The organism is Methyloversatilis sp. XJ19-13, assembly GCF_024580155.1.
Classification (GTDB): domain Bacteria; phylum Pseudomonadota; class Gammaproteobacteria; order Burkholderiales; family Rhodocyclaceae; genus Methyloversatilis.
Window position 1 is genome coordinate 1 of the sequence record NZ_JANINH010000015.1, and the last position, 26,931, is coordinate 26,931.

Below are 26,931 nucleotides of genomic sequence, written 5' to 3' on the forward strand. Positions count from 1 at the left end.
ACGCCAAGATGACCACCGCCATGCTTGATCGGCTCACGCATCACTGCCACATCGTCGAGACCGGCAACGAGTCCTGGCGCTTCAAAACGAGCACGGCCCGGCTGCAGCCGGGCCGTGCTCGTCACCCCAAACCTCAAGGAGACAGACCACCGGACACAGAATCCACCCAGCACCGCGTGTAGCTATACTGTGCGCATAAACCGGTGGGTCAGTTTTAGATGAAAACCCCGGGTCAGTTTTACGTGGAAATCAACAGCCCGATGGTGCCCATGACGTTGACGTGCTCCTTGTTGGCAACAATCCGCAAATTGGCGTCGCCGGTCAGCAAAGTGCAAGTCTCTTGCTTCGCAAGCGCCAGTGCCAAGTAGTCGTTGTAACTGGGCTTGGGACCGCTTTTAGCGGGAAGCAGATGGTTGTGCTGGCCTGGCAACTGCTCGGCATACGCCACGAAGTCGCCGCTGACCTCCATGACCTGCAAGCCCAGGTCTTCAAGGCCAGGGCTGCCCGGTTCAATTTCTTCGTAGTACAGCAGATCAGGGATGCCGAACTGCATCGGAAGCTGGAAGAGCGTCTCCATCAACGCTCCCGCTTCCATATCGATCAAGATGTTCGCATCACTGATGAGCAACCGCATCCGATGACTCCAGCTGGCGTTCTTTGTGGAAGCGCATCATCGGGATGCCCAGCAGTTCCGCTGCCTTGCCTTCGGAAATGTATTGCTCGGCCAAGGCGCGGTACACCAACTGATCAAACAATCGGGGATGCTCTTGCGGCAGTGGCTGGCCAGGCTCGGTCTTGCGCCAGCCCTTGGCCGAAAACCGCTTAAACATAGAGAGGTGAGCGGCCTCGGTGATCACGCCACACTGTTTGGCGCGCTGCAGCCATCCGGTCATCGACAGACCGAACTCGTGCTTGAGCAAATACAGCTCTTGCCATTCCAGCGCATGGCGTTGTGCTCCAAGCAACTGCAACACCGCGACACACGGAGCCAGGAAGGCACCGGCGAACCGGTCGCAGGCTTTCTCTTCGTTGATACCGTCAGCCAGTCGTCCTTCGAGCAGCAGGTGCCCCAACTCATGCGCCAGGGTGAACCGCTGCCGATCACCGGGCCAGCGTTTGGAAACAGCCACGACCGGATATTCCCGGCCATCATCGGTTCGAGCCTTGGCCGTCAAGCCAGAGAAGCCTGGGTTTTCTTTGTCGACTACGATGACCAGCAAGCCAAGGCCTTCGAGGGTGTCGGTGAGGTCAGCAATCGGATTCAGCCCCAACTGCCAAGCGTTGCGGACCGAATCCGAGAACGCATCGATCTCATCCAGCGAGGTGATGCGCTCGGGCAGATTCGCGGGCGGCGCAAAAGCCGGGAACGGCAGTTCGGGAAATGCGCCGAGCAACTCCACGCGCTTCTCCACCAACTCGACGACCTTGATCTTCAGCGCATCCTGGGCGGTCTTGCCAAAGGTCGAGAGCTTGCGAAACTCGGGCTGCAGCAGTTCAACCGTATGCGTGCGAAAGAAGTATTCGGTCCGGATGCCGCAGGCGCGGGCCAGCTTGAGTAGCTGAGTCGACGACGGAGTCAGCAGACCCTTCTCGTACTTCTGGATGGCGGTGTGAGAAACACCCACCTGTTCGCCCAACGCACCCAGGGTCAGACCTGCCGCCAATCGTGCTTGACGAATGCGATCTGCAATCATGACGCCTCCTTGGGAGGGGTTTAAAACAACCGTAACCCTACCAAAGTTTTAAACCAAAGAGAAGCCCGCCCGTCTCGGCGGCCGTGGTGTCAGTCGTGGGCGACTGCTTCCATGTAGGGGCGCATCACGGTGGCGACGCGGCAATCCTGAGTAGCGCCACAGATCATCTGCAGACGCCTTGCGCGTCTTCCAGGCGTCTTTCAAGTCCTCCAGCGCCACATCCAGACTGATCTTGTTGCGATGTTTGAAGCAATCGACCACGGTCTTGGCCGGGCTGTAGATCCGCACCTTCACCCCGTTGCACAAGTGCTCCTCGACGCCTGCCAGATAAGCCCTATGCGGGAAGCCCAAATGAAAACGCCCAACTGAGAACAGTTGGGCGCTGAATTTTGGTGGAGAGGAGGAGGATCGAACTCCCGACCTTCGCATTGCGAACGCGACGCTCTCCCAGCTGAGCTACCCCCCCAACGAGCGCGCAGTATAGTGCGCCGCAGGCGGCTTGTGAAGGAACGTGCGACGCAGAAACCGGTCGCACTGCTGCACGGAATCAAGTGACGGAGCAAACGATGGAATCGGACGAAACACGAGGGCAGGAACGCCGGCTTTTCATGCGCAACGGCATCGCGCTGCTGGCGGCGGGCGCGGCACCGGCCTTGCTTTCAGGCTGCGCGACGGCCGGGCTGTATTCGAAGGTTGGCGATCACGATGCATCGGCGATCGCGACAGGCGATGAATGGGCTTACGACGAGCTCAATGGTTACAACCGCGAGCGCCATGCGCAGATTCGCTACATTGCAGAGGCAGGGGCTTCGCCGGCGTTGCGGCTTGAAGTCGAGGGCAAGCCGCTGAGCGGCCTGCGCCACGACCAGCGCGAGGAGTACGACGCACCGTGGGTCGTCACGCGCGATTCGGTGTACGACTACGACAACCTGTACAACCCGCCGCTGCCGCTGCTGCCCGCGCTGCTCGAGCCGGGCGCACGCGAAAGCTGGCAGTCGATGGTGGTGCATGATCCGAAGTCGCGTGCCAGGCGCTGGCATGTGCAGGTCGACGCCCTGCGCACCGAGTCGGTCACGGTGCCGGCAGGCACGTTCGAGGCGCTGAACGTGCGCCGGCTGATCAAGTTCGAGCACCCGGATTTCTTCCGCAGCCACTCGGAACGGGTCGAAAACCTGTGGTACGCGCCGGAGGTGAAACGCTGGGTGAAGCGCGAATGGCGCGGGCAGTACCTGCAGAAGATGCGCGCCCGCATGCCCTACTTTCGCGAAGACTGGATCGTCTGGGAACTGACGTCGTTCAGAGTGGCGTGATGCCCGCCCCGGCCAGCGCACGCTTGAGCCGGTCGTTCACCGCCGACCAGGGGCCGGCCTCCGGCGTCGCCTCGATCACGATCATCGCACCACCGCTGGCATCGGCTTCGCGCAGGGCGGCGTAAAGGCCGCGCGCGTAGCCCGCCGGATCAGCCGGCAACATGGTCCAGTGGTGCGGACAGTCGGCCAGTGGCGGCTGGGTGTGAGCGATCACTGCACAGCGGCGCCCGCTATGGCGAAAGGCGTTCAGGAAATCGCGCAGGCGTTCGCCGGCGACTTTCTTCATCGGCGTGCGCGGCGCGTAATGCGCCGCCAGCGTGCCTGATGCGCGCGGTGCGCCCTGCCCGGCCGTGTCCGCAAGCGGGCGACCGATCACCGCTTCGATCTGTGCGGCCGATATCGCCCCCGGACGCAGGATGCGCGGCGCCTCACCCGACAGGTCGAGGATGGTCGATTCAATGCCGATTTCGCAGGCGCCACCGTCCAGCACAGTGATCGCGTCGCCGAATTCATCGCGGACATGCGCGGCGGTGGTCGGGCTGATGCGGCCGTAGCGATTCGCCGACGGCGCAGCCACGCCGCTTCCGAAGGCGCGCAACAACTGTAGCGCGACCGGATGCGCCGGCACCCTCAGACCGACCGTGTCCTGCCCGCCGGTGACTTCGTCCGGTACATCGGCGTCACGTTTCAGGATCAGCGTCAACGGCCCGGGCCAGAAGGCGTTGGCCAGCGCGATCGCTTCGCGCGGGATGTCGCGCGCCCAGTCGACCATCCGGGCGGCCTCCGGCAGGTGGACGATCAGCGGATGGTCCGCCGGCCGGCCCTTGGCGGCGAAGATGCGGCGCACCGCATCGGGGTTCAATGCGTCGGCACCCAGGCCATAAACGGTTTCGGTCGGAAAGGCGACCAGCTCGCCGGCCCGCAGCGATCGGGCCGCCGCGTCGATATCCGCACTGCCCGCCACCACGCGGCTCAGTCCTCGATGCCGAGCGCTGAACGTGCGTTCATCGCCAGATCGATGAGGGGCTCGCCGGACTCGCCCAGCACCGTGAAGTGCCCCATCTTGCGACCATGGCGCGCGTGGTGCTTGCGATACAGATGCAGCTTCAATCCGGGGAAGCGCAGCAGGCGCGACCATTCGGGCTCGTGCGCATGGTGCGGATCACGCTCGTACCACAGGTCACCCAGAAGATTGACCATCACCGCACGCGAATGCTGTCGCGCGTCGCCGAGCGGCAGGCCGCACAGGATGCGAACCTGCTGTTCGAACTGGCTGGTGACGCACGCATCGATCGTGTAATGACCGCTGTTATGCGGTCGCGGTGCCATTTCGTTAACCAGCAGCCGACCTTCCGAAATGAAGAATTCGACGCCGAGTACGCCGACGTAACCCAGTTCGGCGGCGATGCCGATCGCCATTTCAGTCGCTTCGGCGGCCAGCGCGCCGCTGATGCGCGCCGGCGCGATGCTCACGTCCAGGATGCCGTTGCGATGGCTGTTCTCCGCGATCGGAAAAGGTTCTACTCGGCCAGCCGAATCGCGGGCCAGCACGCAGGACACTTCCATGTCGAGCGTCAGCATCTTTTCCAGCACGCAGGCTTCGCCGCGGAAACTTTCGAACGCAGCCTTGGCTTCCGCCACGTTGGCCACCCGCGCCTGCCCCTTGCCGTCGTAACCGAAGCGCGCCACCTTCAGCACCGCCGGGAACAGCGCCGGATCGACCGACTCGATCTGCATGGCGCTGCTGACCGCGGCGAACGGCCCGACCGCGAAACCGCGATCCGCCAGGAAGGTTTTTTCGGCGATGCGGTTCTGCGCCACAGCCACGCACTCGGCGTTGGGGCGGGTCGGGATGAATTTGGCGAGATGGTCCAGCGTGTCTGCCGGCACGTTCTCGAATTCGGTGGTCACCGCCGCACAGCCTTGCGCCAGTCGCTCCAGCGCATCCGCGTCGTCGTAGGCGGCACACAGGTGTTCATCGGCCGCCCGCCCGGCCGGACTGTTCCGGTCCGGATCGAGCACGATCACCCGATAACCCATCTCATGAGCGGCCAGCACGAAGAAGCGGCCAAGCTGGCCGCCTCCCAGCATGCCCAGTGTCGCGGGAGGAAGAATCATGTGTTGCGACTCCGATGAAAGCGCTTCGTACCGGCATTACCCATAGATGACGAAGCATTGCCCGAAGTGGAATGAAATTCAACGAATACAAGAACCTGCACAACGAGAACCCATACGACGTCTGCAAGACAGGTCGCCGATGCCTGCCTGCGGCACCGAAACGCGTGCTCAGCCGTCAAGCTTCATGTCGAGCACGGTCTGGGTCTGCCGCGCGCGGAAGGCATCAAGCGCACGGGCGAGCGCTGCATCTTCGCCCGCCAGCAAAGCAATCGCAAACAGCGCCGCATTGGCCGCGCCCGCTTCGCCGATGGCGAAAGTGGCGACCGGAACGCCTTTCGGCATCTGTACGATGGACAGCAGCGAATCCATGCCGTTGAGTGCTTTCGATTGCACCGGCACACCCAGCACGGGCACAGTGGTCTTCGCCGCCAGCATGCCCGGCAGATGCGCGGCGCCGCCGGCCCCGGCGATGATGGCGCGCAGGCCGCGCGCACGCGCCTGCTCGGCGTAGGTGAACAGCAGGTCTGGCGTGCGGTGCGCCGACACGACACGCGCCTCGAACGGCACGCCGAACTGCTCGAGCAGCGCTGTTGCGGCGCGCAGTGTGTCCCAGTCGGAATTCGACCCCATCACCACGCCAACCCGGGGCGCTCGCGCCGCTTCAGAAGCACTCATCGTCAAGGTCCTCCGGCAGCCCATGCCGCCCGGAAAAAGGTGCGAACTTTACACCTGTAGAGCAATAAATGAAAAAGCGAAGGGGCACCGGTTCCCCGATGCCCCTTCGCCCGTGTCAGGCTGCTGCAGCGATCAGTCCGGGCGACGTGCCCGGTCTGTGCGGCCACCGCCTGCGCCACCACGATAACCACCTTCGCGGCGCGGCGCGCCACCCGGCTTGGCACCCCAGCCGCCCGGACGTGCCGAGCTGCCCGGACGAGCACTGCGCGGTGCCGTGCTGCGCGGTTGTACGCGCGGCTCCAGGCCTGGAATGGTGTGCACCGGGATCACGTGGCGGATGAAGCGTTCAATCGTCTTGACACGGCGCACATCGTCGCCGGACGCCAAACTGACCGCGATGCCGCTGCGGCCGGCACGGCCCGTACGGCCGATACGGTGCACATAATCTTCCGCCGACTTCGGCAGATCGAAATTGATCACGTGGCTGATGCCTGCCACATCGATGCCGCGCGCAGCGACATCGGTCGCCACCAGCACGCGCAGCGCACCGCGACGCAGATGACCCAGCGTGCGGTTGCGTTCGCCCTGATGCATGTCGCCATGCAATGCAGCGGCGAGGAAACCGTTTTCGCCAAGCGTCTCTGCGATCTGGTCCGCATCGCGCTTGGTCGCCGTAAACACGATGGCCTGTTCGACGTCTTCACCGCGCAGCAGGTGGTCGAGCAGACGCTGCTTGTGGCCCATGCCGTCGGCGAACAACAGACGCTGTTCGATTTTTTCGTGCTGTGCGGCGGTGGCGACGATTTCGATACGCTGTGCATCGCGCGTCAGGCGCTCGGCCAGACGGCAGACACGCGGTTCGAAGGTGGCCGAGAACAGCAATGTCTGACGATTCTGCGGCAGGCGCTCGACAATGGCTTCGATATCTTCGATGAAACCCATGTCGAGCATGCGGTCGGCTTCGTCGAGCACCAGCATTTCGAGGCGGCCGAAATCAATGCGGCCGCTGTCCATCTGGTCGATCAGGCGACCGGGCGTGGCGACCAGCACTTCGTACGGCTGGGCCAGCAGCTTGTTCTGCATGACATAGGATGTACCGCCGACCACGCTGACCGCCTTGGCGTAGCGCATGCCCTTGCCGTACTTGCGGCAGGCTTCGGTCACCTGGATCGCCAGTTCGCGGGTCGGTGTCAGCACCAGCACACGGGGGCCGCGCGCCTTGACCGGCGATTCCTGCATCAGGCGGTTCAGAGCCGGCCACATAAATGCAGCGGTCTTGCCCGAGCCGGTTTGTGACGACACCATCAGGTCACGGCCGGCCAGCGCAGCAGGCACTGCCTTCTGCTGAACGTCCGTGGGATTGGGATAGCCGGCCTCGACGATTGCGCCAAGAAGGTTTTCGTTAAGACCGAGTTCTGAGAATTCCATGAGTTTTTTCCACACGATGGCCACCTGCCGTGCTGCGTGAGGCAGAACGGAAGGAGCGGGTTGGTCGGGCGAAATCCCGACGATCTATCGGCACTAACCGATCAACCACGCATGACCAAACAGGCGGGAGAAAAAGACAGGCCAGGGACGATAACTTGCTGTGCACACACCGGAATGACCCGGAAGCCGATCGGAAATCGGCCGCTCTGCACTGAGGGAAGGACTTTACAGACGCTCGCGTATGTTTGCAAGTGCTTTTTCGCATTGCAACATTTTACGAGCCACGCGCCAGCCTGAACGAGCGTTTTGCTGCATCCAACCAGTCCGGTTCCGGGTAGCCGACAGACAGACCGTGCGTTAGCCCGATCGGCGAGCTTGCTGACATACTTCGGCGGGTTCGCTCTTTACTCCGGATAACTTGATGAGCTCACTGACGGACGACTTTGACTTCGAAGCCGCCCTCGCTGCATGCGTGAGGGGGGAACGCAGCGCCCTCCATCGCATATATCAGCTTGAAGGTGGCCGCCTGCTTGGCGTCGCACTCCGCATCGTACGCCGGCGCGACATTGCGGAAGATGTCCTGCACGACGCTTTCGTTCGCATCTGGGACAAGGCTGCGAGCTTTGACCCCAGCCGCGGTTCGGCGCGTGGCTGGATCTACAGCATCGTTCGCCACGGCGCGTTGAACCATATCCGCGACCACGCACGGGAGGTGTCGGTTGATGCCACGCCGGAGACCGAATTCGCAGTTGAGGCAGGCTCCAGCGCTGCCGACCCTTACGAACAGGTGTTGCTGTCGTCCGAATCGGGGCAACTGTACGACTGTCTGGAAAAACTGGATGTTGCGAAGCGTTCAAGCATCCTGCTGGCCTATCTGGAAGGTTGCACGCACACGGAAATTGCGAGCCGAATGAACACACCGCTGGGAACGGTCAAGGCCTGGATACGTCGCGGCCTGCAGGCACTGAGGGAGTGTCTGGCATGAATGAGTCCATGGACAACAATGAACTCGCCGGCCTCTATGTGCTCGGTCTGCTCGACGATGACGAGCACGCGCAGGTCAACCGGCAGGTGGCGGCCGACCCGGTTCTCGCCGCCGAAGTGAGCTATTGGCAGGAGCGCCTGCTACCGCTCGCTGCGATGATTGAACCTGAGGCACTGCCCCCGGCGCTGTGGTCGCGCATCGAGCGCAGCATTGCACCGGTTGCACGCCACGTGCCACCCGTCGAGCCTTCAGCATGGAGCCGTCTGTGGGACAACCTGGCGTTCTGGCGCTCCCTTGCGGCTACCGGATTTGCCGCCGCAACGATATTGGCGGTTGCCGGCCTGGCCGGTGCGCCGCGCGATGACACACCGCGCTACATGGTCGTTCTGGTGGCGCCAGACGACAAGGCACCTGGCTGGGTGATCCAGGCGAGCACCGAACAGTCCCTCAAACTGATCCCGCTGGGCAGCAGCGAAGTGCCGCCTGCCAAGGCTTTCCAGTTCTGGACCAAGGCAGACAAGTGGAAGGGCCCGGTTTCGCTCGGGCTGGTTCAGCCCGGCCGCACGCTGGATGTCAGACTGGACAAGCTGCCACCGCTGGAAAACAACCAGCTGTTCGAAATTACGCTGGAGCCGGAGAAGGGGTCGCCGATCGATCGGCCGACCGGCCCCATCCTTTTCATCGGCCGGGCCGTCAAAGTCATGTAAAGACCTTCGGGCAAAAAAAAGGGAGGCCAGAAAATTCGGCCTCCCTGTTCATTGCGTTCAATCAATGGCCTTTGGCGTGAACCTCGCGGGCCCGTTCAACCAGCGCATCCAGCCCGAACTTCTTCAGTTTCAGATAGAGCGTGCTCTTGGCGATACCGAGCGAACGTGCTGCCAGCGCCATGTTTCCATGACTGCCGTCGATCGCGCTAAGGATGGCTTCGCGCTCGGCTTCTTCGAGGCGCCGGCTGTCGCGCACTTCACCAATGCCGAACATTTGCTGCTCCCCGCCGTGCATCGGCGTGTCGAACGGACGAATGCCGCGAACCTGCGGATCATCGGTGTGGATGATCGCGCGCGGACGTTCGCCGGTCAGCAGCATCGATTCAAGCACGTTGCGCAATTCGCGCACATTTCCAGGCCACGAGTAGGACGACAGGTCACCGAGGTCTGCCGCACTCAGTTGCGGTGCCGGCAAACCATGGTGCAGCGCGAGTTTTTCGAGCAGCGCACGAGACAGCACCGGAATGTCGCTAAGACGGTCACGCAGCGGCGGGATGCGGATGCTGGTCACGGCGACGCGGTAGTACAGATCCATGCGGAATCGACCGTCAGTCACCTCCTTGCGCAGGTCGCGGTTGGTTGCGGTGATGAGCCGGAACTTGACCTTGCGCGGTGCATTCTCGCCGAGCCGGTAGATTTCGCCCTCTTCGAGCACGCGCAACAGATGCGGCTGCATATCGAGCGGCATTTCGCCCAATTCGTCAAGAAACAGCGTGCCGCCGTTGGCTGCTTCGATCTTGCCCATCATGCCGCCGCGACGTGCGCCGGTGAAAGAGCCTTCCGCGTAGCCGAACAGTTCCGTCGCCAGCAACTCGCGTGACAGGCCGCCGCAATTGACGACAACGAAAGGCGCCGACTTCGCGCTGCCGCAATCGTGAATACCTTTGGCAAAGACTTCCTTGCCGACACCGGTTTCGCCAAGCAGCAGCACCGGAACATTCGATTTGGACAGCTGACGTGCGCGCTCCACCGATTCGACCAGCGCCGGATCCTTGCCCACGACGCAGTCAAGTTTGCTCGGCTCCTGTGCTGCGCTCTCTGCAACCAGGGGCGCGACGCTGCTGTGAGCCGCGCGAGGACGGAAGATCGGAATCGTCAGCAAGGTTCCGATGCGCTGGCCGTTGTCGAATACGGGTTCCAGCCATTCGGGTGCAATCCAGCCCTGCAAGCCGGCAGGCAGTCCGTCGTCGGTGGCATGGCCGAGCGAGATAGACGCAATATCGAGCCTGCGCGAGCCGATACGGCCAACCGCGAGTTGATTGAGCGCCTCTTCTGCCCGCTCGTTGGTCTTGACCGGATTGCCGCGGCGATCGAACACCACGACGCCGTCGCCACCGGAATGCGTCAGTCGGTGCATGCAGCGCTCAAGCAGACGGAAACGGATACCCATTTCGTGCTTGGCCAGGCGGCCCTCGATCTTGCTGGCGGTCGCCACCACCAGCGCGAGGCTGTGACGGTTATAGGTCTGGTGCAGTCCGGACACGTCGATGGCACCAAGTACTGAACTGTCGTAGGGATCAAGGATGACGGTCGACGAACAGGTCCAGCGCTTGATACCGGCGCAGTAATGCTCGGCCGAATGGATCTGCACCGGATGGCGAACGGCGATTGCCGTGCCGATTGCGTTCGTGCCACAGGCGGTTTCGCTCCAGCTTGCGCCGGGCGTCATGTTCATGCTTTCGCCCTCTTCGCGCGTTGCATGGTCGCCTTCGAGGCTGAGGATGGTACCGCTGTGATCAGTGAGCACCATGATGGTGCCGGTTTCAGCGAGGAAGTCGCGCGCCATCGCCATCACAGGCGTGCTGGCGCTGAGCAGATCGCCGTGTTTTTGCTGCAGGGAATAGAGCGAGTTCTCGCTCAGGGGAGGCGGGGCCTGGTACTTGCCTGGATCAACATGCGCGTTAAGACAACGGCGCCAGGAATCGTCGATCAGTCGGCGCAGAGCATCGGAACTGCACTCTTCACCGTTGAGCACTCGCTCCCAGTGTTTCATGACGTCCCGGTCACGCTCGGGGCGGGAAAACATCTGGCTTTGATCGTCGTCCCTTACATCCATGGCCACCTCCTTTTTTTACACGGAGGCAGACGGATACCCTTACGCCACAACATTGCGTTGCGAAGCACAGGGTCCGGCTCCTCCAGGACCGGCGTAGCGATGTACTTCGAGGTACACCGTCTCGCAGGCTGAATTTAAATCTTCTGCGCCGACGAAAAACGATTCGCCGGAAGTACTGAAGCGATAAATGCAGGCCCTCACGGGCCATAAATCGCTGGTCTATCCGAAACTTACGTAAAGCTTACTCCTGCCACAACTCAAGCGCCACTGCCGTGGCTTCACCGCCACCAATACACAAGCTTGCCACACCGCGACGGCCGCCTGCACGGCGCAGTGCACCAAGAAGCGTAACGATCAGGCGCGCACCCGTTGCGCCGATCGGGTGGCCCATGGCACAGGCGCCACCATGGGGGTTCACCTGATCCGCGTCCAGACCGAGGTCACGAATTGCAGCGAGGGTCACCACTGCAAATGCCTCGTTGATTTCAAAAAGATCGACATCGGCCATCCTCCAGCCGCTGCGTTCGACCGCACTGCGGATCGAAAACGCAGGGGCCATCGGGAAACGCCGCGGTTCGCCCGCGTAGGACGCATGGGCAACGATACGGGCAAGCGGCGTCAAGCCCAGGGCCGACGCACGCGAGGCGCGCATCATCAAAACGACCGCAGCTCCATCCGAGATCGAACTCGAATTTGCGGCGGTGACGGTTCCATCCGCTCTGAACGCGGGCTTGAGGGCAGGAATCTTTTCAGGTTTGGCCGACTGCGGCTGTTCATCGCGCGCAATGACCGTGGCAGGAGCGCCGCGTCCCTTGCCGGCAACCGTTACCGGCGCGATTTCCCAGTCAAAGGCGCCGGAAGCCGCGGCGTCACGCGAGCGCGTCAGTGAGCGCAACGCCCACGCATCCTGATCCTCGCGCGAAAAACCGTACTCGTCGGCGCATTGCTCGGCGAACACGCCCATCAACGAACCACGGTCGTTGTATGCATCTTCCAGACCGTCGAAAAACATGTGGTCAATGACCCGATCGTGGCCAAGCCGATAGCCCCCGCGCGCTCGCGCAAGGAGGTAAGGCGCATTGCTCATCGACTCCATGCCCCCCGCCGCAACGATGCCTGCGGAACCTGCGACAATTGAATCATGCGCCAGCATGACCGCCTTCATTCCCGACCCGCACACCTTGCTGACGGTCGTGCAAGCACTGGAATAAGGCAGGCCGGCACCAAGGGCCGCCTGCCGGGCGGGTGCCTGTCCAAGTCCCGCGGGCAGTACGCAGCCCATGTAGACCTCTTCGATGTCTGACGCCTGGATTCCCGCTTGCTGCACCGCAGCCGCAAGCGCAATCGAACCGAGTTGCGGGGCGGCGAGCGACGACAACTCACCCAGAAAGCCACCGAGTGGCGTACGCCGGGAGGCGACGATGACTACAGGATCCTGGGCTGAATTCAATTCACGCTCCTGAAGGGTTGCACGCGACGAAGCGGAGGGATGACGCTACGCAGGATGCGGCTTCTCTCAACACACTCACACTCGGTCGCAACTGCGCCCCAGAAACATCGGGCACAGATCACATTTCACACACGTTGAACACAGCGTCGTTGGACATTTGCAATGTGTTCGATATTAGGACGCACCAAATTCGGACAGTCAAGCCCAAGCGTTGCGCAGGCTGAGCACTTCGTCAATGGACCGCGGATCTTCCATGCATGAAAGGTCACCGACAGGTCGCCCGATGTAGGCATTTCGAAGCACCCGGCGCAACACCTTGCCATTGCGCATTTTCGGAATCTGCCCGAGGACATGAATACGTGCCGGTCGCAAAGGCTTGCCAAGCAAACGTGCCACGTGATCGGACAATTCGGACTCCCATACGCTCCAGCCGGTATCGGAATCGGTACGCGCGTCATGCAGGCGGACGAAACACACCACGGCTTCCCCCTTCACCGCATCGGGAACGCCTACCGCAACCGCTTCCGCGACGAGCGGGTGCGACACGAGCGCCGATTCGAATTCGATCGGACCGAGTCGCTTGCCTGCCACGCGGATCGTGTCATCGCTGCGGCCATGCACGAACCAGTAGCCGTCGCTGTCCATGCTGGCCCAGTCGCCATGCAGCCAGGCATCCGGAAGGCGCGACCAGTACGTTTCCTCGTAACGTGCATAGTCTTTCCAGAAACCGCGCGCCATACCGGGCCACGGCTGTCGCACGACCAGTTCGCCGACTGTCCCGCGCACCGGCCGGCCTGCGGCATCGACGATGTCAGCTGCCATACCCGGTATCGGGCCGTTGAAACCGCATGCCACCTGGGGCAGCCCGGGGAAGCACGTCAGTATTCCGCCCCCCACCTCTGTACCGCCCGAGTAGTTGATGATGGGCCGCCTGCGCTTGCCGACGGTCTCGAACAACCACAGCCAGGGCGTCTCGTTCCATGCCTCGCCTGTCGACCCGAACACCTTGAGCGTATCAAGCATGCCGGGCGGAGGTACGGCGTCGTGACTGCCCATAAGGCTGCGCACAAGGCTGGGTGAAAAGCCCAGATGCGTCACGCCGTGGGATTTGACCACACGCCACAGGCGACCCGGATCCGGATAGTCGGGCGGCGCTTCGCACAACACGATTGTGCTGCCCAGCATCAGCCCGCCGAACACCATCCAGGGGCCCATCAGCCAGCCCATGTCAGTCACCCACATCAGCGTATCGTCGGCCTTCAAGTCAAATGCCATCGCGAGATCCTGCGCCGCCTTGACAGGAAATCCGGCGTGGGTATGGATGACTGCCCTGGGGCGTCCGGCAGTGCCCGATGTGTAGATCAGCATCAAGGTCTGATCGGGTGGGAAGCTCTGCGCACCGGCACCGTGCGACGGAAGGGACTTCAATGCTTCGTAGCCCAGCACGCCAAAGCTGGATTCCTCATGATCCTGCCAATACGAGCTGCCCGACGGCTTTTGGTCCACCACGACTACATGGCGGATGGACGGACATTGAGATGACGCGCTCAGCGCAACGGGGAGCATGCGTATCGGCTGACCCCGGCGGTCATGGCTGTTGGCACAGATCAGCACCGTAGCGCCCGAATCCGCCAGACATTTGACCATGGCATCGGACGAAAGGCCCGAAAAGAGCGGTACTGAAACGACCCCTATGCTTGCCGCAGCAAGCATGACCACTGCAGCTTCGGGAATCATCGGAAGGTAGATTGCAAGCCGGTCGCCTGCTCGCATGTCGATGGCTTGCAGCCCTGACGCAACACGGGCCACTTCATCGGCAAGATCACCGTAGCTCAGACTGCGGAACTCTCCCGCATCGCCTTCCCACCGGATCGCGGCCTTTTCCCTTTTTCGCCTGGCATGCTTGCCTACGAGATTATCGAACAGATCAAGCTGGCCGCCGACGAACCAGTCGGGCCACATGATTCCACCCGAAAGATCGAGCGTCTGCCGATACGGGACCTGCCACTCCAGTCCGATGTCCTGCAACACCCGATCCCAGAACGTGGCGGGATCACGTTCTGCATCTTCCTGCAGTTGATCCAGCGTTCCATATCCATGACGTTCGATGAACAGGGCAAGCCGGGTGCCCTTCCATTCGTAATCAGAGGGCGTGAATACCTTCATTGTTGAACCTTGTGACCATGCAATCACGCAAACGAGGGTTCCTGCTCACTTCCCTATATCCGCCGGACATGAGAAAAAAGCCCGACCCCGCTGAAGGCGGGGACGGGCGAACATGCCGGGAGGAGGTACCAGCAATACTTGCAAAAGGGCTTACTTGCCGGTTGCGACTTCTTCCAGCACGTTGAGCGACACGTCGGTTTCCTTGACGCCAGCCGGATTGGACTTCATGTTCGACGACCAGTTGGTGGCGTGGCCACGCTTGACGTCGATGATGTGTCCGATCACGGGCATGACCGCCTTGTAGCCGTCGTCGCCGGTGTCAGGCCGGTTCTGGAAAATGAACATCTTCCAGAATTCGCCCTTGCGGTCGAGCGCAAAGCCGAGGTACGGGCGCGGGAATTCCACTTCCATGTACACGGTCTTCTTGCTGTACGGATGCTCGTCAGGGCACACGCCTTCGACCACATACACTTCACGCGGCTCCCAGCCGATGTCCGGCGCCGGGTTGAAGTGCGGCGGAATGTCGATGCCGATGCGCGGGAAGCGCTTGGCCGGATCGGAGAAGGGCTGCTTCACGTCAACGCTGATTTCCGGGCTGTGCGCGATGGCCAGCACCCAACGCTTTTCCAGCAGCTTGTTCGACTTGTACTTCGTCGGGGCGGCATCCCAGATGTCCCAGTCGTCATACAGCTGGTCGGTGCCGCCGATCGGGTCCATCCACGCGCCGCCCGACAGGCGACGCACGCGACGCACCGACTTCAGGTAGGCGTAGGAGTCATCCGGCACCTTCGAGTCAGCCTGGTTGTAACGCACCGAGAACAGGCCCAGACCGCGGATGTCCTGCGGGTAGGTCGCCACGAAGTAGGTCTTCTGCGAAACGTCGCCCTTGCCCACGGTGATCGGGCCGCCGTCAAGGCGCCCTTCCATGTAGTAACGGCGCGACTGGAAGGCCTGCACCCGCTCGTAACCCTTCTTCGCATCGAGGAAGGCCCAGGCGATGTCGCGCAGGTCCATCGTGGCGCCATAGGTGGCGGCACGCAGGTTCCAGATCACCTTGTCGCCAGCGTGCGGGTCGTCCATCTTGATGGTTTCGGCCGGGAACAGCATGCCTGCCTGCCAGCCCGATACCGTGCGGTCAGCCGGGTTGAACTTCACCGTGTTGATGTTCTTCTTCGACCACTCCACGTACTTCGGATCCATCTCGATCTTCTTCGAGTGCGCGAGCTTGATGGTCGTGTTGTAGTTCTTGATCATCCATTCGAGCTTTTCCGGAACCATGCTGGCGATGGTCTTGTTCTCGAAGGTGTCGTTCTTGATGCTGTCGTAGTTTTCCTTGTTGATCACGAAGCCCGCTTCGAGCTCCTTCGCGAAGGCCTGACCGGCACCGGCAGCCAGCATCAGCGCGATTGCGCCAGCGACACCTGTGCGTGCAAGGGTGCTACGACGGGATTGGGTACTCATCTTCATCATGTCTTCTTTCCTTTGATCAGAACTGACGGGTCACACGAAGCACGAGCTGGCTGGCGCGGCTGAAGTAGCCGAACAGCTGCGACTCGCCACCGCTGAACTGCAGACGATTGCTCTTGCCACCATCCCAGAAAATGTCCGCTTCGGCCTTGGCCACCCACTTGTCGTCGAACACGACCGACACGCTCGGAATGGCGAAGCCGCCGCCATTCGTCAGATCGAAACCGACGGCGAGGCCGGGGTTGATCGTGTCGTTCTTGTAGTTCAGACCGGTGAACATGGTCAGGATGGTGTTGTGCTGATTGGCCGGTGTTCCGTACGCAAACAGGCGAACGATCTGCTCATCGCCGTCGTAGTTCAGGATTTGCGTATTGAACAGCTGGATCGACGAGAACGACGGGCGCGACGTACCGAGCAGGTCCTGGAAGTTCAGGTCCTTGTCGGCGCGCAACATGACGCGCAGGGTGTCCTTCTTCACGATCTCGCACAGACCGAGACCTGCGGTACACAAACCACCGCCCCGCGTGATGTAGTTGCCTTCGTTGAAACCACCCACACCTGCGTTGAACGGCTGGTCCTTCGTGAAGGCCATTTCGGCGCTGAGCACCGCATCAAGCGATTCACTGTAGCCGCTGACCGTCACACCGAGCACATCGATTTTTGGATGAATACGCTGAAACAATAGTTCGTTATTCGTAACACCCTGATGCGCAACTCCGCCCAATCCCCCCGGCGCAATCCCAGCGCTCGCAACCGGATCGGCAGCGAAGGTCGTGAGGTAAGCGATGGAGTAGTTCAGGCCATAGGCTTCGCCCTGCCAGCGGATACCGCCGGTCACGTCATCCTGGTCGCCGTCCTTGTGGTCACAGTTCTTGCTCGTGCCCGAACTCAGGTCGAAACCGCGATACGGCTGGAAAAACCAGCGACCGCCATTGATGTCATACGTGTTGCCGATGTCTTCGCAACGATCCCAGCCCGGACGGATGTAGGCTGCGAGCAGACCATTCGCTTCCGGAATCCGGATCTTGGTCGACAACAGGATCAACGGCTTGCGCCACTCCTCGTTCTCGCCCTCGAAGAACAGGCGCCAGCTGAAGTCGTAGCCGTGCACCAGATCCATCGCCTGGAAGAAGTCGGATTCGCCCCACACCAGTTGCTGCTTACCGAACTTGACCGTCACGCGTTCGCCGATCGGCACTTCTGCCCAGAATTCGCGAATATCGGCGTTGTTGTAATTTTCGGTGATGCTCTTACCACCGGGCGACGCAACATTGAAATTGTTAGCCACCGAGTCCCGAAGTTCTTCCAGATCCGACAGGTAGTTCGTCTTGTACTCACGATCCAGACGACCGATGGCCTTCCACTTCACGGGACCGGTTTTAACGTCCAGGTCAAGCAGCAGCGAACCGCGCAACATCGAAAGCTTGCCGAAGCTGTCCTTGCCAACCCGGCTCAGCTCGGGTTGATCTTCCAGGTTCATCGACGCCCAGGCGCGTACATAGCCGCTCAGTGCCCAGGTGAAGTCGTCGCGGCCCATCCATGTTCCCTCGAGGCCAGCGGCATTCGCGACGGGCATGCCCATCCCGGCCAGCACAGCTGCAACAGCCAGACCCGGTCCGGTCTGCCTGAAGATTTTGCTTCTTCTCATGTCTCCATTCCCTCCGTTTTGGCACTACCCATGAGCCATCTGCTCACGCCCGGCATCGTGTGACGCCGGGCGAGGCAAGCGACCCTCACACAACTACTGCAGATCCCTCGGCGCGCTCGATCGGGCGCTCTTTGCTCCCCACAACGAACGTGGGGCGGAACACATATACGATTGCCGGCATGATGAACAACGCGCTGAAGGCCGAAATGAAGAGCCACAGGGCGATCAGCAAGCCCATGTCAGCCTGGAGCCTGAGCGACGAGAAGCTCCACAGGCCCACGCTGGTAATCAGCGTCAGCGCCGTCAGCAACACGCCACGTCCCTGGCTGGTCAGACAGTTCAGGATGGCCTTCTCGACGTTGTCATGCAGGTGCAGTTCTTCGCGGATGCCATCGACGATGTAGAAGGTGTAATCCACCCCCAGACCGATACCCAGTGCCACGACAGGCAAGGTATTGATGTTCATCCCGATTTCGTTGTATGCCATGTAGCTGAACGTGATCGTGTTCGACAGCATCACCGGAATCATGAAAAACACGCCGGCGACCATCGAGTGGAAGGTCACGGTGCAACACACGACCAGCACAAGGAGCGCCAGCGCGATGGCTTCGATCTGGCCTGCGAGAATCACTTCATTCACCGCAGCCAACACGCCGACCAACCCCCCTGCAAGCAGGTACTCAGCGTTTTCGATCGGGTTCTGCTTCACGTAATCCTGCACACGTGCCACGGCGGTACGGATCGTTTCGCCCTGGTGATCGCGGAAGAACAGCGTCACAGCCCCGTTCAGCGCATCGCTGTCGGCGTAGCGATCCATGTCGCCCGGGTCGGAGCCCGACACGAACATATAGGTCAGCTCACCGTTCTCGCCTGCATCGTTGCCAAGCTCGCCGTACATCGGGTTGCCTTCACGCAGCACGCGACGCACCTGCGGCAGGATGTCAGCCAGCGAAATGCTGCCGCCGACTTCAGGCTGGGCTTCCATGTAGCGCTGGAAGTTGGCCATGCTCTGCAGCACTTCCGGCTCGCGCAACGAACCCTTTTCCTTGCCAGCGACCACGACGAACATGCGGTCCGAGCCCTGGAACTGGCGGTTGATGTCCGCTGCATCGGTGTTGTATTGCGAATCCGGCCAGAGGATCGGAGAACCCGGATTCGCGTCACCCACCTTCAGGTTGAACGAATACCAGAAGGACACCGCAAACACCGCCAGCGCCACCCCCAGCACAACGAAACGTGCCTTCGTGACCACGATGCTGGACGCGAGGTTGAGGATGACCATCAATACCGGACGGATATTGATCGGATGCACGAAACGGTGACTGTATGAACCGTCGGCGTTCTTGCGCGGGTTGAACCACGACAGCAACACCGGCGTCATGATCAGCGCGCCGATGAAAATCGCGAAGATCCAGACGGTACCGATGTAGGAAATCTTCTCCAGCATCGGAATCGGGGTCAGCGCAACCACCAGCACGCAACCGGCGTCAGCGACGATTGCAAGCAGACTGGGCTTGAACAGGTGCTTGGCACTCGCCACCGCTGCGTCGGACGCCTTGGCAGTTCCGTGAGCAATTTCATCGTCGAAGCGCGAAATGAGCTGCACCGAATTCGAGATCGCCTGCGCCGTGATCAGGAAGGCCACCACGATGACCAGCGGATCGAGGTGGAATCCCATCAGCTTTGCAGCACCGAGCGCCCAGCAGGCGCTGATGATGGCTGCGATCAGCGGAATGATCGTGCCATGGACGGTACGCGTGATCAGCAGCAGGATCAGGACGAGCGACGCGATGGCGGCGAAGAAGATCTGGATCGTTTCGTCGAGGTAGAAATTGACCCAGCCATACAGCACCGGCTCACCGACGACGCGAACCAGCACGCCGTCGCCCTCGGCTTCCTTGACCAGACCCATGATCTGATCGAAGGCCTTGCTGTAGTTGATTTCCGTATCGAGGAAGTCAGCCGTGATCAGCGTAGCCTTCAGGTCGATCGACACGTACGGGCCATAGATCAGCGGGTTATTCAACACCGCCTCGCGCAGGATTGCCATCTCCTTGTCATCCGCAGGCAGTCGCGGCCACATGATCGGGCGCGATTCAACGCCCTCTGTGGATGCCCGGACTTCCTTTGTCTTCTTTGAGGCGATGGAAACGATCTGGTAGGTATCGACCGCATCGACCTGTTGCAGGCCGACCGTCAGCTTCTGGACCTTTTCAAGCACTTCCTTCTTGAAAATATCGCCGTCCTTGACTTCGACCATGATGCTGACCATGTTCGAGCCGCCGAAGGTTGACTTGAATTTCTGGTTCACCTCGACGTAGGGATGGTTTTTCGGAAGCAGGTCGCTGAATACGGTCTTCACCTCGACGTACGAGGCAAGATAGGCCATCACGACCGTTGCAATCAGGACCGCGAGTACAACCGGTATGCGATTTTTGATCAGCAATGCGAACGCATGTTCGACCTTGCTGAAAGTAGTATTTTTCACGCGATTCTCCTTGCCTGCTATCGACCGACGACGGTGATCTTCCCGTCTTCGAGAATTCCGAGATTTGCACCGGCGACGAAGTACTTCGAGCCGGCCCGGACGATCTGGGTGCGCCACGCAACATCACCTTCAGCAAGGCGCCCGGCAGTCCACTCGGTGGCCTCCGCGTTCGAGGTGACCTTCACGCCCTTGTCGCCGACTGCAATCCAGTTGTTTTCATCCCAGATGACATCAAGCAGATGCTCGCGCGTCAGACCCGGCACCACGCGCCAGGTCACACCGGCGTCGTCGGTCACCAGCAGCGTCCCGGTCAAGCCAACGGCGACGCCGTGCGTCGCATCGCGGAAGGTGACCGCCATCAGACTGGACTGATTCTCGGTCTCGACTGGCGTCCACGTTTCGCCACCGTCCTCGGTACGCATGATCGAGCCGACTTCACCCACCGCCCAGCCGGACTGGCCGACGAAGTAGATGGCGTTCAGCGCACGGTCATCTTCCGGAAGCAGCCGCGTCCAGTTGGCACCCTTGTCGGTGGATTTGTAGAGCCCGGAAAACTCGCCAACGGCCCACGCCGTGTCGCCGAATACGCGGACACGGAACAGCTTGTTGGGATTTTCGGACTTGGGAGTATTTGCAAGCTTCCAGCTCGCACCGCCATCGGTGGTGTGCAGGATCGTACCTTCGTTGCCCGCTGCGACCGCGGTCTGTGCATCCCAGGCTGCGATGCCCTGAAGATTTACAAGCGTGGGAGTGGGCTGTCGGAGCCAGGTCTTTCCGCCATCGTCGGAACGGACGATCTTGCCGGCCGTACCCGCTGCCCAGGCAATCTGCTCGGTGGGGGTGATGATGCTGAAGAAGTTGTCGCGCCGTTCGATCGGCTTCGGTTCAACCTTGGTGATGACTGCTTCTGCCTTGACGAAGAAGCCGGCGTAAAGCAAACCGCCAATAATGATGATCGGGAGTAATTGAGTAATGATGCTCAGTATCTTCTGAACACCACCGCCAGAGTCTCTTGCCTGTTGCATCTTCAGTCTCCTTCACGCGTCATTTCGTGCTCTGCGCGCGACGCTTTTCATGACCTGCTTTCGATGTTCGGCACGACCGTTCCCTACGGCGGTGTAGAGCACTTCGGCTCTGCCGGCATCAAGTACAGGGTGTTTGGAGGAACGCAGCCGGCTGTAGCCGGCTGCGAACTGGCCCCTGACCTCCTCCGGTCAGGGGCCACGCGTGCCTTGTTTAGGCAGCGCGTTCGGGTACGGGCAAGCCCACCCACTCCTTGTAGAACGTTTCGATGTCCGGCTCGAAGTCATGGATCACCGGGTACCACGGGGTCGGAGCTTCGACGTCGTGCATCGTGCCGCAGCTCGGGCAGTAGTACTCACGGTAAACCTGCCACTTCGTGTCCGGAGCCATCAGCGTCGGATACACCTCGGCCATGGCTTCTTCCGTGTCACGCACGTAGATGTTGGCGAACATCTTCCAGTTTTCCTTGTAGCCGCAGAACTCGTGGCCACAATCGCACTTTACGATCCACTGCTTGTTCTTGGCCGACTGCACGATGTACAGATGCGGGCCCAGCGGAAGGACGATGCGATCCGGAAACGTCACCTTTGCCTGCAGTGCTTCCACGTACATGCCGAAGCGTGCCTTGTCCTTCGGCATCGACAGCATGCGGAACGTCGTATCCCAGTCGAGGGTGCCCGCGGCCAGGTGTGCTACTTGCTCTTTGTTGTAAGTCGACATTTGCTACTCCTAGATTCGCTGAACGTTCAGGCCGGAAATTATTCTTCGACCTGGACGATGGTACGGACGTCCGGCATCAACGACAGGTCCATACGGAACTTGGACCCGTACGACGGAACGCCCAGCTCGGTTTCCAGCAGTTCCCAGTCAGCCGGCAGGCTCCAGAACGTCTTGAATTCGTTCTTGAACTTTTCCGACAGCGCGAAGCTGGTGGCAAACATGTGCTGAACCGGCGTGGAAGCGTGCTTGCTGATGATGCGTGCGCGCTCTTCCTTCATCCACTCACGGGTCGGCACCGAGCGTGCGATACGTTCCTTGCGGAATTCGGCACGGCGGGCAGCGGTCTTTGCAGCATCAACGGTGTAGACACCCTTGGCGTTCTGCGTGACAACGGCAGCGTAGACCTTGGCGGCGAATTCCGGCAGCAGGAACAGCTCGTTCAGGTCCTTCTCGATCGACTTGACGTCACGATCCAGCGGATCGCCGAAGCCCGGGCCACCACGCAGGTAGTTCAGGTACAGATCGTGGTTGGCGTAGCAGTCTTCCGTCGTCATGCACTGCTTGTCGCGCTTCACGAGCGACGTTGCATCGATGCTCTGCTCGTAGGTGTTCAGGCCCGGATCCAGATCGGCGCCCAGCGGGATCGCTTCGCCGTTGGCGATGCGACGCTCGAGGCCCGTGTTGTGGGCTTCGAAGCGGTAGCCGGTTGCCGACGGGTAACCACCCATCAGACCCCAGTCGCTGTTCATGTAGCCGTTGCCCATGAAGAACATCGACCAGTCCTGCGAATTCCACACCATGCGCAGGGTTTCGAAACCGCAGCCACCACGGTACTTGCCGTAGCCGCCGGAGTTGGCCTTGACGTTGCGACCCAGGTACAGCAGGGGTTCTGCCATTTCCCAGATTTCGATGTCGCCCATGTCGCCTTCCGGATTCCAGATGGCGGCAGCGTGGTTCAGACCGTCCTTGACTGCGCAGGCACCGGTACCGCACGACGAAGCTTCGAAGCTGTTGACCGCGTGGATTTCGCCGTCCTGGTTGATACCGCCACCTTGCAGCCAGTTCGACGTGTTGGCGTTGCCGGCATTGACTTCTTCGAGGTAGCCGCGGCTGAAGTAAGCCTGCGACAGACCGCGCCACAGAGCCGACCAACCCGAAACCAGGAAGTGCCATGCGTAGGCGTGGCCGGTGCGACGGTCATCCGGGTTGCACCATGCGCCCTTCGGCAGGTGGAACTCGGTGGCGTAGTAGGCACCGTCATTGATACGCTGCGTCGGAACGAGCGTCTGGCACATCATCACCCAGATGCCGCTGGTGAAAGCGACCTGGTGGGCGTTGAAGGTATGCCAGCCCCAACGGCTTGCACCTTCGAAGTCGAGGCGCCACTTGCCGTTTTCCTTGATGGTCATCTTGCACGGCGAGTGCATGATCGAATCCAGCTTGGCAAACTTGCTCGACACACCGATGTCTTCGTGTGCGTACGGCACATCGACGAAAGCGACCTTGCGGTAAACGCCCGGGATCGTCATGTCCTTGATACGCATCATCAGGCCGCGACGACCTTCTTCGATGACTTCGTAGGCGAACTTTTCGTACGCTTCGATGCCGTCGGCCGCGATCACTTCTTCAACCAGTTCGCGGATCATGTGGCAACCGGCGATACGGGTCTTTTCGTCGAGGATCCAGTACTTCGGTGTGCGGACCGAACGCTGCGACTCATGCAGCCAGTCACGCAGCGGGGTGTCATTCACACCGGTCTTGCGGCAGGTGATCATGTAGCCGTCGCCGAAGCGCGAGGTCTGGCCGGTCGACATCGAACCCGGCGTCACGGCGCCGGTGTCGATCACGTGCGTCACACCACCCACCCAGCCGATCAGACGACCTTCGTGGAAGATCGGGACGATGGTCGCGATGTCGCACGGGTGGACGTTGCCGATGGCGCAGTCGTTGTTGGTGAACATGTCACCCGGGGCGATACCGGGATTGGCTTCCCAGTTGTTCTCGATCATGTACTTGATCGCGGCGCCCATCGTGCCGACGTGGATGATGATGCCGGTCGAGGTCAGAACGCAGTCGCCGACCGCGTTGTACAGCGTGAAGCACAGTTCGCCTTCCTGCTCGACGATCGGGCTGGCCGCAATCTTCTTGGCGGTTTCACGAGCGTGAACCAGGCCGCCGCGCAGCTTCGAGAACAGCTTCTCGTAGCCGATCGGATCGCTTTCGCGCAATTCGAGGGTTTCGAGGCCGTTGTAGCAGCCGGTTGCATTGGTGCGCTCGATGATGCCGGCGCGGAACTGCGACAGCGTCTGGCCGTTCTTCAGCAGATCGGCAAAACCGGTTTCGGTATTACTCAACATGTTCATAGTTGTTTCTCCTCACTTGACTTCTTTGAGATGGAACAGGCGATGCTTGTCGACCGTGGTCTCGAAACCATTCGGCACGACGAACGTGGTAGCGTCCGATTCGATGATGGCGGGTCCGACGATGTGGTTGCCGGCCTTCAGCAATTCCATCTTGTACAGCTTCGCATCGACCCACTTCTTGTGACGGTAGAACGGGCGCGTTCCGAGGAAAGCTTCGGCCGGCGGCGTCGGGCCACCATCCGGATCTTCCGGCAGCACCGGCTTCTGCGTCACGACGGTACCGCGCATGATCGCGCCGGTAGCCGAGTTGCCCAGTTCCGGCGAACGTGCCGAATTGGCATACACACGACCGTAGGTGGTTTCGAACGCTTCGACGATCTTGTCCCAGTCCGCTGCAGTCGATGCATTGGTGATCGGGGAAATGATTTCGAGGTCGTTCAGCTGGCCCGTGTATTGCATCTTGTAACCCGGGATCAGCAGCACGTCTTCCGGCTTGTAGCCATTGATGACGAACTCTTCGACCACCTTGGCTGCCAGTTCGGCCCAGGCGCTCTGCAGGATTTCGCACGCGGCGATCTTGGCTGCATCGGTGCCATGCTGCGGCACAGCCAGGTCAACCGACTTGTCGTAGCGGTATTCGAAGTCGGCGCAGGCGCAACCGAAGGCCGAGAAGCCGGCAGCCCATGCCGGAACGACGACGTCCTTGAAGCCCACGCCTGCGGTGTAGCCGTAGGTGTGAACCGGGCCGGCGCCGCCGTACGAGAAGCAGGTGAATTCCGTCGGGTTGTAACCGCGGGCGCTGATGTTGGCGCGCAGGTATTCCGACAGCGTCAGGTCAAGCAGTTCGATCACGCCGGCAGCGGCATCTTCGACCGACAGGCCCAGCGGGTCAGCGATCTGTGCCTTGATGTGGTCACGTGCGCGCTGAACGTCGAGCTTGATCAGGCCGCCGAGGAAGTTGTTCGGGTTCAGGTAACCCAGCACAACGTGGCAGTCCGACACCGAAACCGTGTCCAGACCGCTTTCCGGCCAGCAGGTGCCGACACGGTAACCGGCGCTGTCCGGGCCCAGCTTGATCGACTTCGAGTACGGATCGATACGAACGAACGAACCTGCACCGGCACCAACCGAGTCCATCGCCACCAGCGGCAGCGACAGCACGAGACGCGCCATGTCCGGGTCGGACTTGATCGCGAACGAACCCTTGGTGATCAGGGCCACGTCGAACGACGTGCCGCCGATGTCCGAGCACGCGATGTTTTCGTCACCGAGGCACTCGCCGAGCATCTTCGAACCGATCACGCCGCCGATCGGGCCGGACACGATGGTACGGGCCAGCTCCTTGGCCTTCCAGCTGATCGTGCCGCCGTGCGTAGCCATCACGCGCAGGTCGAACTTGGCACCGTGCTTCTTGAAACGGTCGCTCACCAGCTTCAGGGTCGCACGCGACGGTTCTGCGCCGTAGGCTTCCAGAATCGTGGTGTTCATGCGGTGGCTTTCCTTGCGCTGCGGGTAGTAATCCACCGAAGCGAAAACCGGAATGTCGGCACCGAGCTTCTTCAGCTCTTCCTTGCAGGCATCGCGAGCCAGCTTTTCGCTGTCTTCATTCTTGTGCGACTGAAGCAGGCAGATCACGATGGCCTTGGAGCCGGCTTCAACCAGTTCGCGCGTGGCCTGACGGACTTCTTCAACCCGCAGCGGGATGACGATCTTGCCTTGAACGTCGGTACGCTCGGTCACACCACGGGTGCGCGAGATCGGAACCAGCGGCTCGTCGTAACGGTGGGTGTTCAGGTGAATACGGTCTTCGAGGGCGTAGCCGAGGTAGCTCTGCAGTGCGCGACCCATCGAGTGAACCTGCTCGAAACCCTTGTTGCAGATCAGGCCGACATCGAGGCCCTTGCGCTGCAGAACACGGTTCAGCATGGCGGTGCCCGAATACACGCAGGTCACCAGCTCCGGATACACATCGTCAACTTCGCGGCCCCAATGCGCCAATGCATCGACCGAAGAGTTGTAGATCGCCAGGGATTCGTCCCCGGGATTGCTTTGTGCTTTGCCGACCACGAAGCGGCCGTCAGCACGGACAAAAAAGGTGTCAGTCATTGTGCCGCCTGCGTCAATCCCCAGCACCTGAACCGACGAGTTTTCGATCGTCATCTCCACGTCTCCATTTAATTAACCTGCCTGTGTTTGCTTCCGGCCCGCCCGGACGGACCGGCCTTTATTGATCGACCGTCGTGCAATCGAACACTCATGCTCTGCAAGGACAGTGCCAGCGTGCATTCGATCACGCAAAACAAGCACAACCAATTGTTTTTAAACGACGAAAGTTCAAGGTGGATCACAAGCATCCTGAACCGTACGACCGTCCGGACGGATGGAATTCGGACGGCTTGCCCGAAGCGGACCGTCTGTCGGTCGGACAGTCCGTCCGGACGCATGCTGAACGAAAGACTTTCGGCGGCAGCCGGATGCTGCGACGCAACATGTCAAATCGCTTGAAACGGCTTGCCGACGCCATGCGCACGATGCGGGGCGCCCTGGCAAGGCAATGCAGGTCGTCTTAGTCG

Annotated in this window: 20 protein-coding genes and 1 tRNA gene; 4 read left to right on the forward strand and 17 right to left on the reverse strand. The window is 61.1% G+C overall.

The genetic code is table 11. The features are described from left to right. The coding region (locus tag NMQ14_RS16155) for an ATP-binding protein (protein ID WP_257097747.1) at window positions 1-182 on the forward strand (182 nt) is incomplete at its 5' end. A gap of 56 nt (window positions 183-238) precedes the next feature. On the opposite strand, the gene NMQ14_RS16160 is transcribed toward NMQ14_RS16155, so the two are convergent. The 3 genes from NMQ14_RS16160 to NMQ14_RS16170 form a co-directional block, all read right to left on the reverse strand. Further along, window positions 239-634, reverse strand: coding sequence for a PIN domain-containing protein (locus NMQ14_RS16160; RefSeq protein ID WP_257097748.1), 396 nt, complete (start codon window positions 632-634; stop codon window positions 239-241). Continuing rightward, window positions 615-1,694, reverse strand: coding sequence for an XRE family transcriptional regulator (locus NMQ14_RS16165; RefSeq protein ID WP_257097749.1), 1,080 nt, complete (start codon window positions 1,692-1,694; stop codon window positions 615-617). Before NMQ14_RS16165 ends, NMQ14_RS16160 begins: the two co-directional genes overlap by 20 nt. A gap of 390 nt (window positions 1,695-2,084) precedes the next feature. Further along, window positions 2,085-2,160, reverse strand: a tRNA-Ala gene (locus NMQ14_RS16170). A gap of 100 nt (window positions 2,161-2,260) precedes the next feature. On the opposite strand from NMQ14_RS16170, the gene NMQ14_RS16175 reads away from it, so the two are divergent. Continuing rightward, window positions 2,261-3,004 carry a DUF3108 domain-containing protein gene (locus NMQ14_RS16175; protein ID WP_257097751.1) on the forward strand — a complete coding sequence of 248 codons (744 nt, stop codon included), beginning with the start codon at window positions 2,261-2,263 and terminating at the stop codon, window positions 3,002-3,004. Here NMQ14_RS16175 and NMQ14_RS16180 read toward each other — a convergent pair. The 4 genes from NMQ14_RS16180 to NMQ14_RS16195 form a co-directional block, all read right to left on the reverse strand. Beyond that, window positions 2,991-3,971, reverse strand: a complete 981-nt coding sequence (locus NMQ14_RS16180) for an L-threonylcarbamoyladenylate synthase (protein WP_257097753.1) — start codon at window positions 3,969-3,971, stop codon at window positions 2,991-2,993. The genes NMQ14_RS16175 and NMQ14_RS16180 overlap by 14 nt on opposite strands. Before the next feature lie 5 nt (window positions 3,972-3,976). Further along, window positions 3,977-5,122, reverse strand: coding sequence for a 5-(carboxyamino)imidazole ribonucleotide synthase (locus NMQ14_RS16185; protein ID WP_257097755.1), 1,146 nt, complete (start codon window positions 5,120-5,122; stop codon window positions 3,977-3,979). Between the two features lie 168 nt (window positions 5,123-5,290). Further along, entirely contained in the window at window positions 5,291-5,797 is a 507-nt protein-coding gene (gene purE, locus NMQ14_RS16190; RefSeq protein WP_257097757.1) for a 5-(carboxyamino)imidazole ribonucleotide mutase, read from the reverse strand. A 132-nt stretch (window positions 5,798-5,929) separates the two neighbouring features. Next, window positions 5,930-7,225: a DEAD/DEAH box helicase gene (locus NMQ14_RS16195; RefSeq protein WP_257097759.1), complete on the reverse strand. Its 1,296-nt coding sequence runs from the start codon at window positions 7,223-7,225 to the stop codon at window positions 5,930-5,932. 421 nt (window positions 7,226-7,646) lie between these two features. Between NMQ14_RS16195 and NMQ14_RS16200 the strand changes: the two genes are divergently transcribed. Continuing rightward, window positions 7,647-8,210 (forward strand): sigma-70 family RNA polymerase sigma factor, encoded by a 564-nt coding sequence (locus NMQ14_RS16200; protein WP_257097761.1) that lies wholly within the window; start codon window positions 7,647-7,649, stop codon window positions 8,208-8,210. Beyond that, window positions 8,207-8,917: an anti-sigma factor domain-containing protein gene (locus NMQ14_RS16205; RefSeq protein WP_257097763.1), complete on the forward strand. Its 711-nt coding sequence runs from the start codon at window positions 8,207-8,209 to the stop codon at window positions 8,915-8,917. Before NMQ14_RS16200 ends, NMQ14_RS16205 begins: the two co-directional genes overlap by 4 nt. A gap of 61 nt (window positions 8,918-8,978) precedes the next feature. Here the strand turns inward: NMQ14_RS16205 and NMQ14_RS16210 are convergent, their stop codons facing one another. The 10 genes from NMQ14_RS16210 to NMQ14_RS16255 form a co-directional block, all read right to left on the reverse strand. Then, a complete protein-coding gene (locus NMQ14_RS16210; RefSeq protein WP_257097765.1) occupies window positions 8,979-11,033 on the reverse strand; it encodes a sigma-54-dependent Fis family transcriptional regulator in 2,055 nt (684 codons plus the stop codon). A 241-nt stretch (window positions 11,034-11,274) separates the two neighbouring features. Continuing rightward, window positions 11,275-12,483 carry an acetyl-CoA C-acyltransferase gene (locus NMQ14_RS16215; RefSeq protein ID WP_257097767.1) on the reverse strand — a complete coding sequence of 403 codons (1,209 nt, stop codon included), beginning with the start codon at window positions 12,481-12,483 and terminating at the stop codon, window positions 11,275-11,277. Between the two features lie 198 nt (window positions 12,484-12,681). Further along, the gene (locus tag NMQ14_RS16220; protein WP_257097769.1) at window positions 12,682-14,649 is read right to left on the reverse strand and encodes an AMP-binding protein; all 1,968 of its coding nucleotides are present in this window, start codon (window positions 14,647-14,649) and stop codon (window positions 12,682-12,684) included. 150 nt (window positions 14,650-14,799) lie between these two features. Then, window positions 14,800-16,119 (reverse strand): DUF1329 domain-containing protein, encoded by a 1,320-nt coding sequence (locus tag NMQ14_RS16225; protein WP_257097771.1) that lies wholly within the window; start codon window positions 16,117-16,119, stop codon window positions 14,800-14,802. Window positions 16,120-16,135: 16 nt separating this feature from the next. Further along, the gene (locus NMQ14_RS16230; protein ID WP_257097772.1) at window positions 16,136-17,764 is read right to left on the reverse strand and encodes a DUF1302 family protein; all 1,629 of its coding nucleotides are present in this window, start codon (window positions 17,762-17,764) and stop codon (window positions 16,136-16,138) included. An 85-nt stretch (window positions 17,765-17,849) separates the two neighbouring features. Further along, window positions 17,850-20,252, reverse strand: a complete 2,403-nt coding sequence (locus tag NMQ14_RS16235) for an MMPL family transporter (protein WP_257097775.1) — start codon at window positions 20,250-20,252, stop codon at window positions 17,850-17,852. A 17-nt stretch (window positions 20,253-20,269) separates the two neighbouring features. Beyond that, window positions 20,270-21,277, reverse strand: coding sequence for a YCF48-related protein (locus tag NMQ14_RS16240; protein WP_257097777.1), 1,008 nt, complete (start codon window positions 21,275-21,277; stop codon window positions 20,270-20,272). A 211-nt stretch (window positions 21,278-21,488) separates the two neighbouring features. Continuing rightward, window positions 21,489-21,995, reverse strand: coding sequence for an acetone carboxylase subunit gamma (locus NMQ14_RS16245; protein WP_257097780.1), 507 nt, complete (start codon window positions 21,993-21,995; stop codon window positions 21,489-21,491). 38 nt (window positions 21,996-22,033) lie between these two features. Beyond that, window positions 22,034-24,358, reverse strand: a complete 2,325-nt coding sequence (locus tag NMQ14_RS16250; RefSeq protein ID WP_257097782.1) for a hydantoinase B/oxoprolinase family protein — start codon at window positions 24,356-24,358, stop codon at window positions 22,034-22,036. Between the two features lie 12 nt (window positions 24,359-24,370). Next, window positions 24,371-26,518 (reverse strand): hydantoinase/oxoprolinase family protein, encoded by a 2,148-nt coding sequence (locus NMQ14_RS16255; protein WP_257080665.1) that lies wholly within the window; start codon window positions 26,516-26,518, stop codon window positions 24,371-24,373. Window positions 26,519-26,931 lie beyond the last annotated feature (413 nt).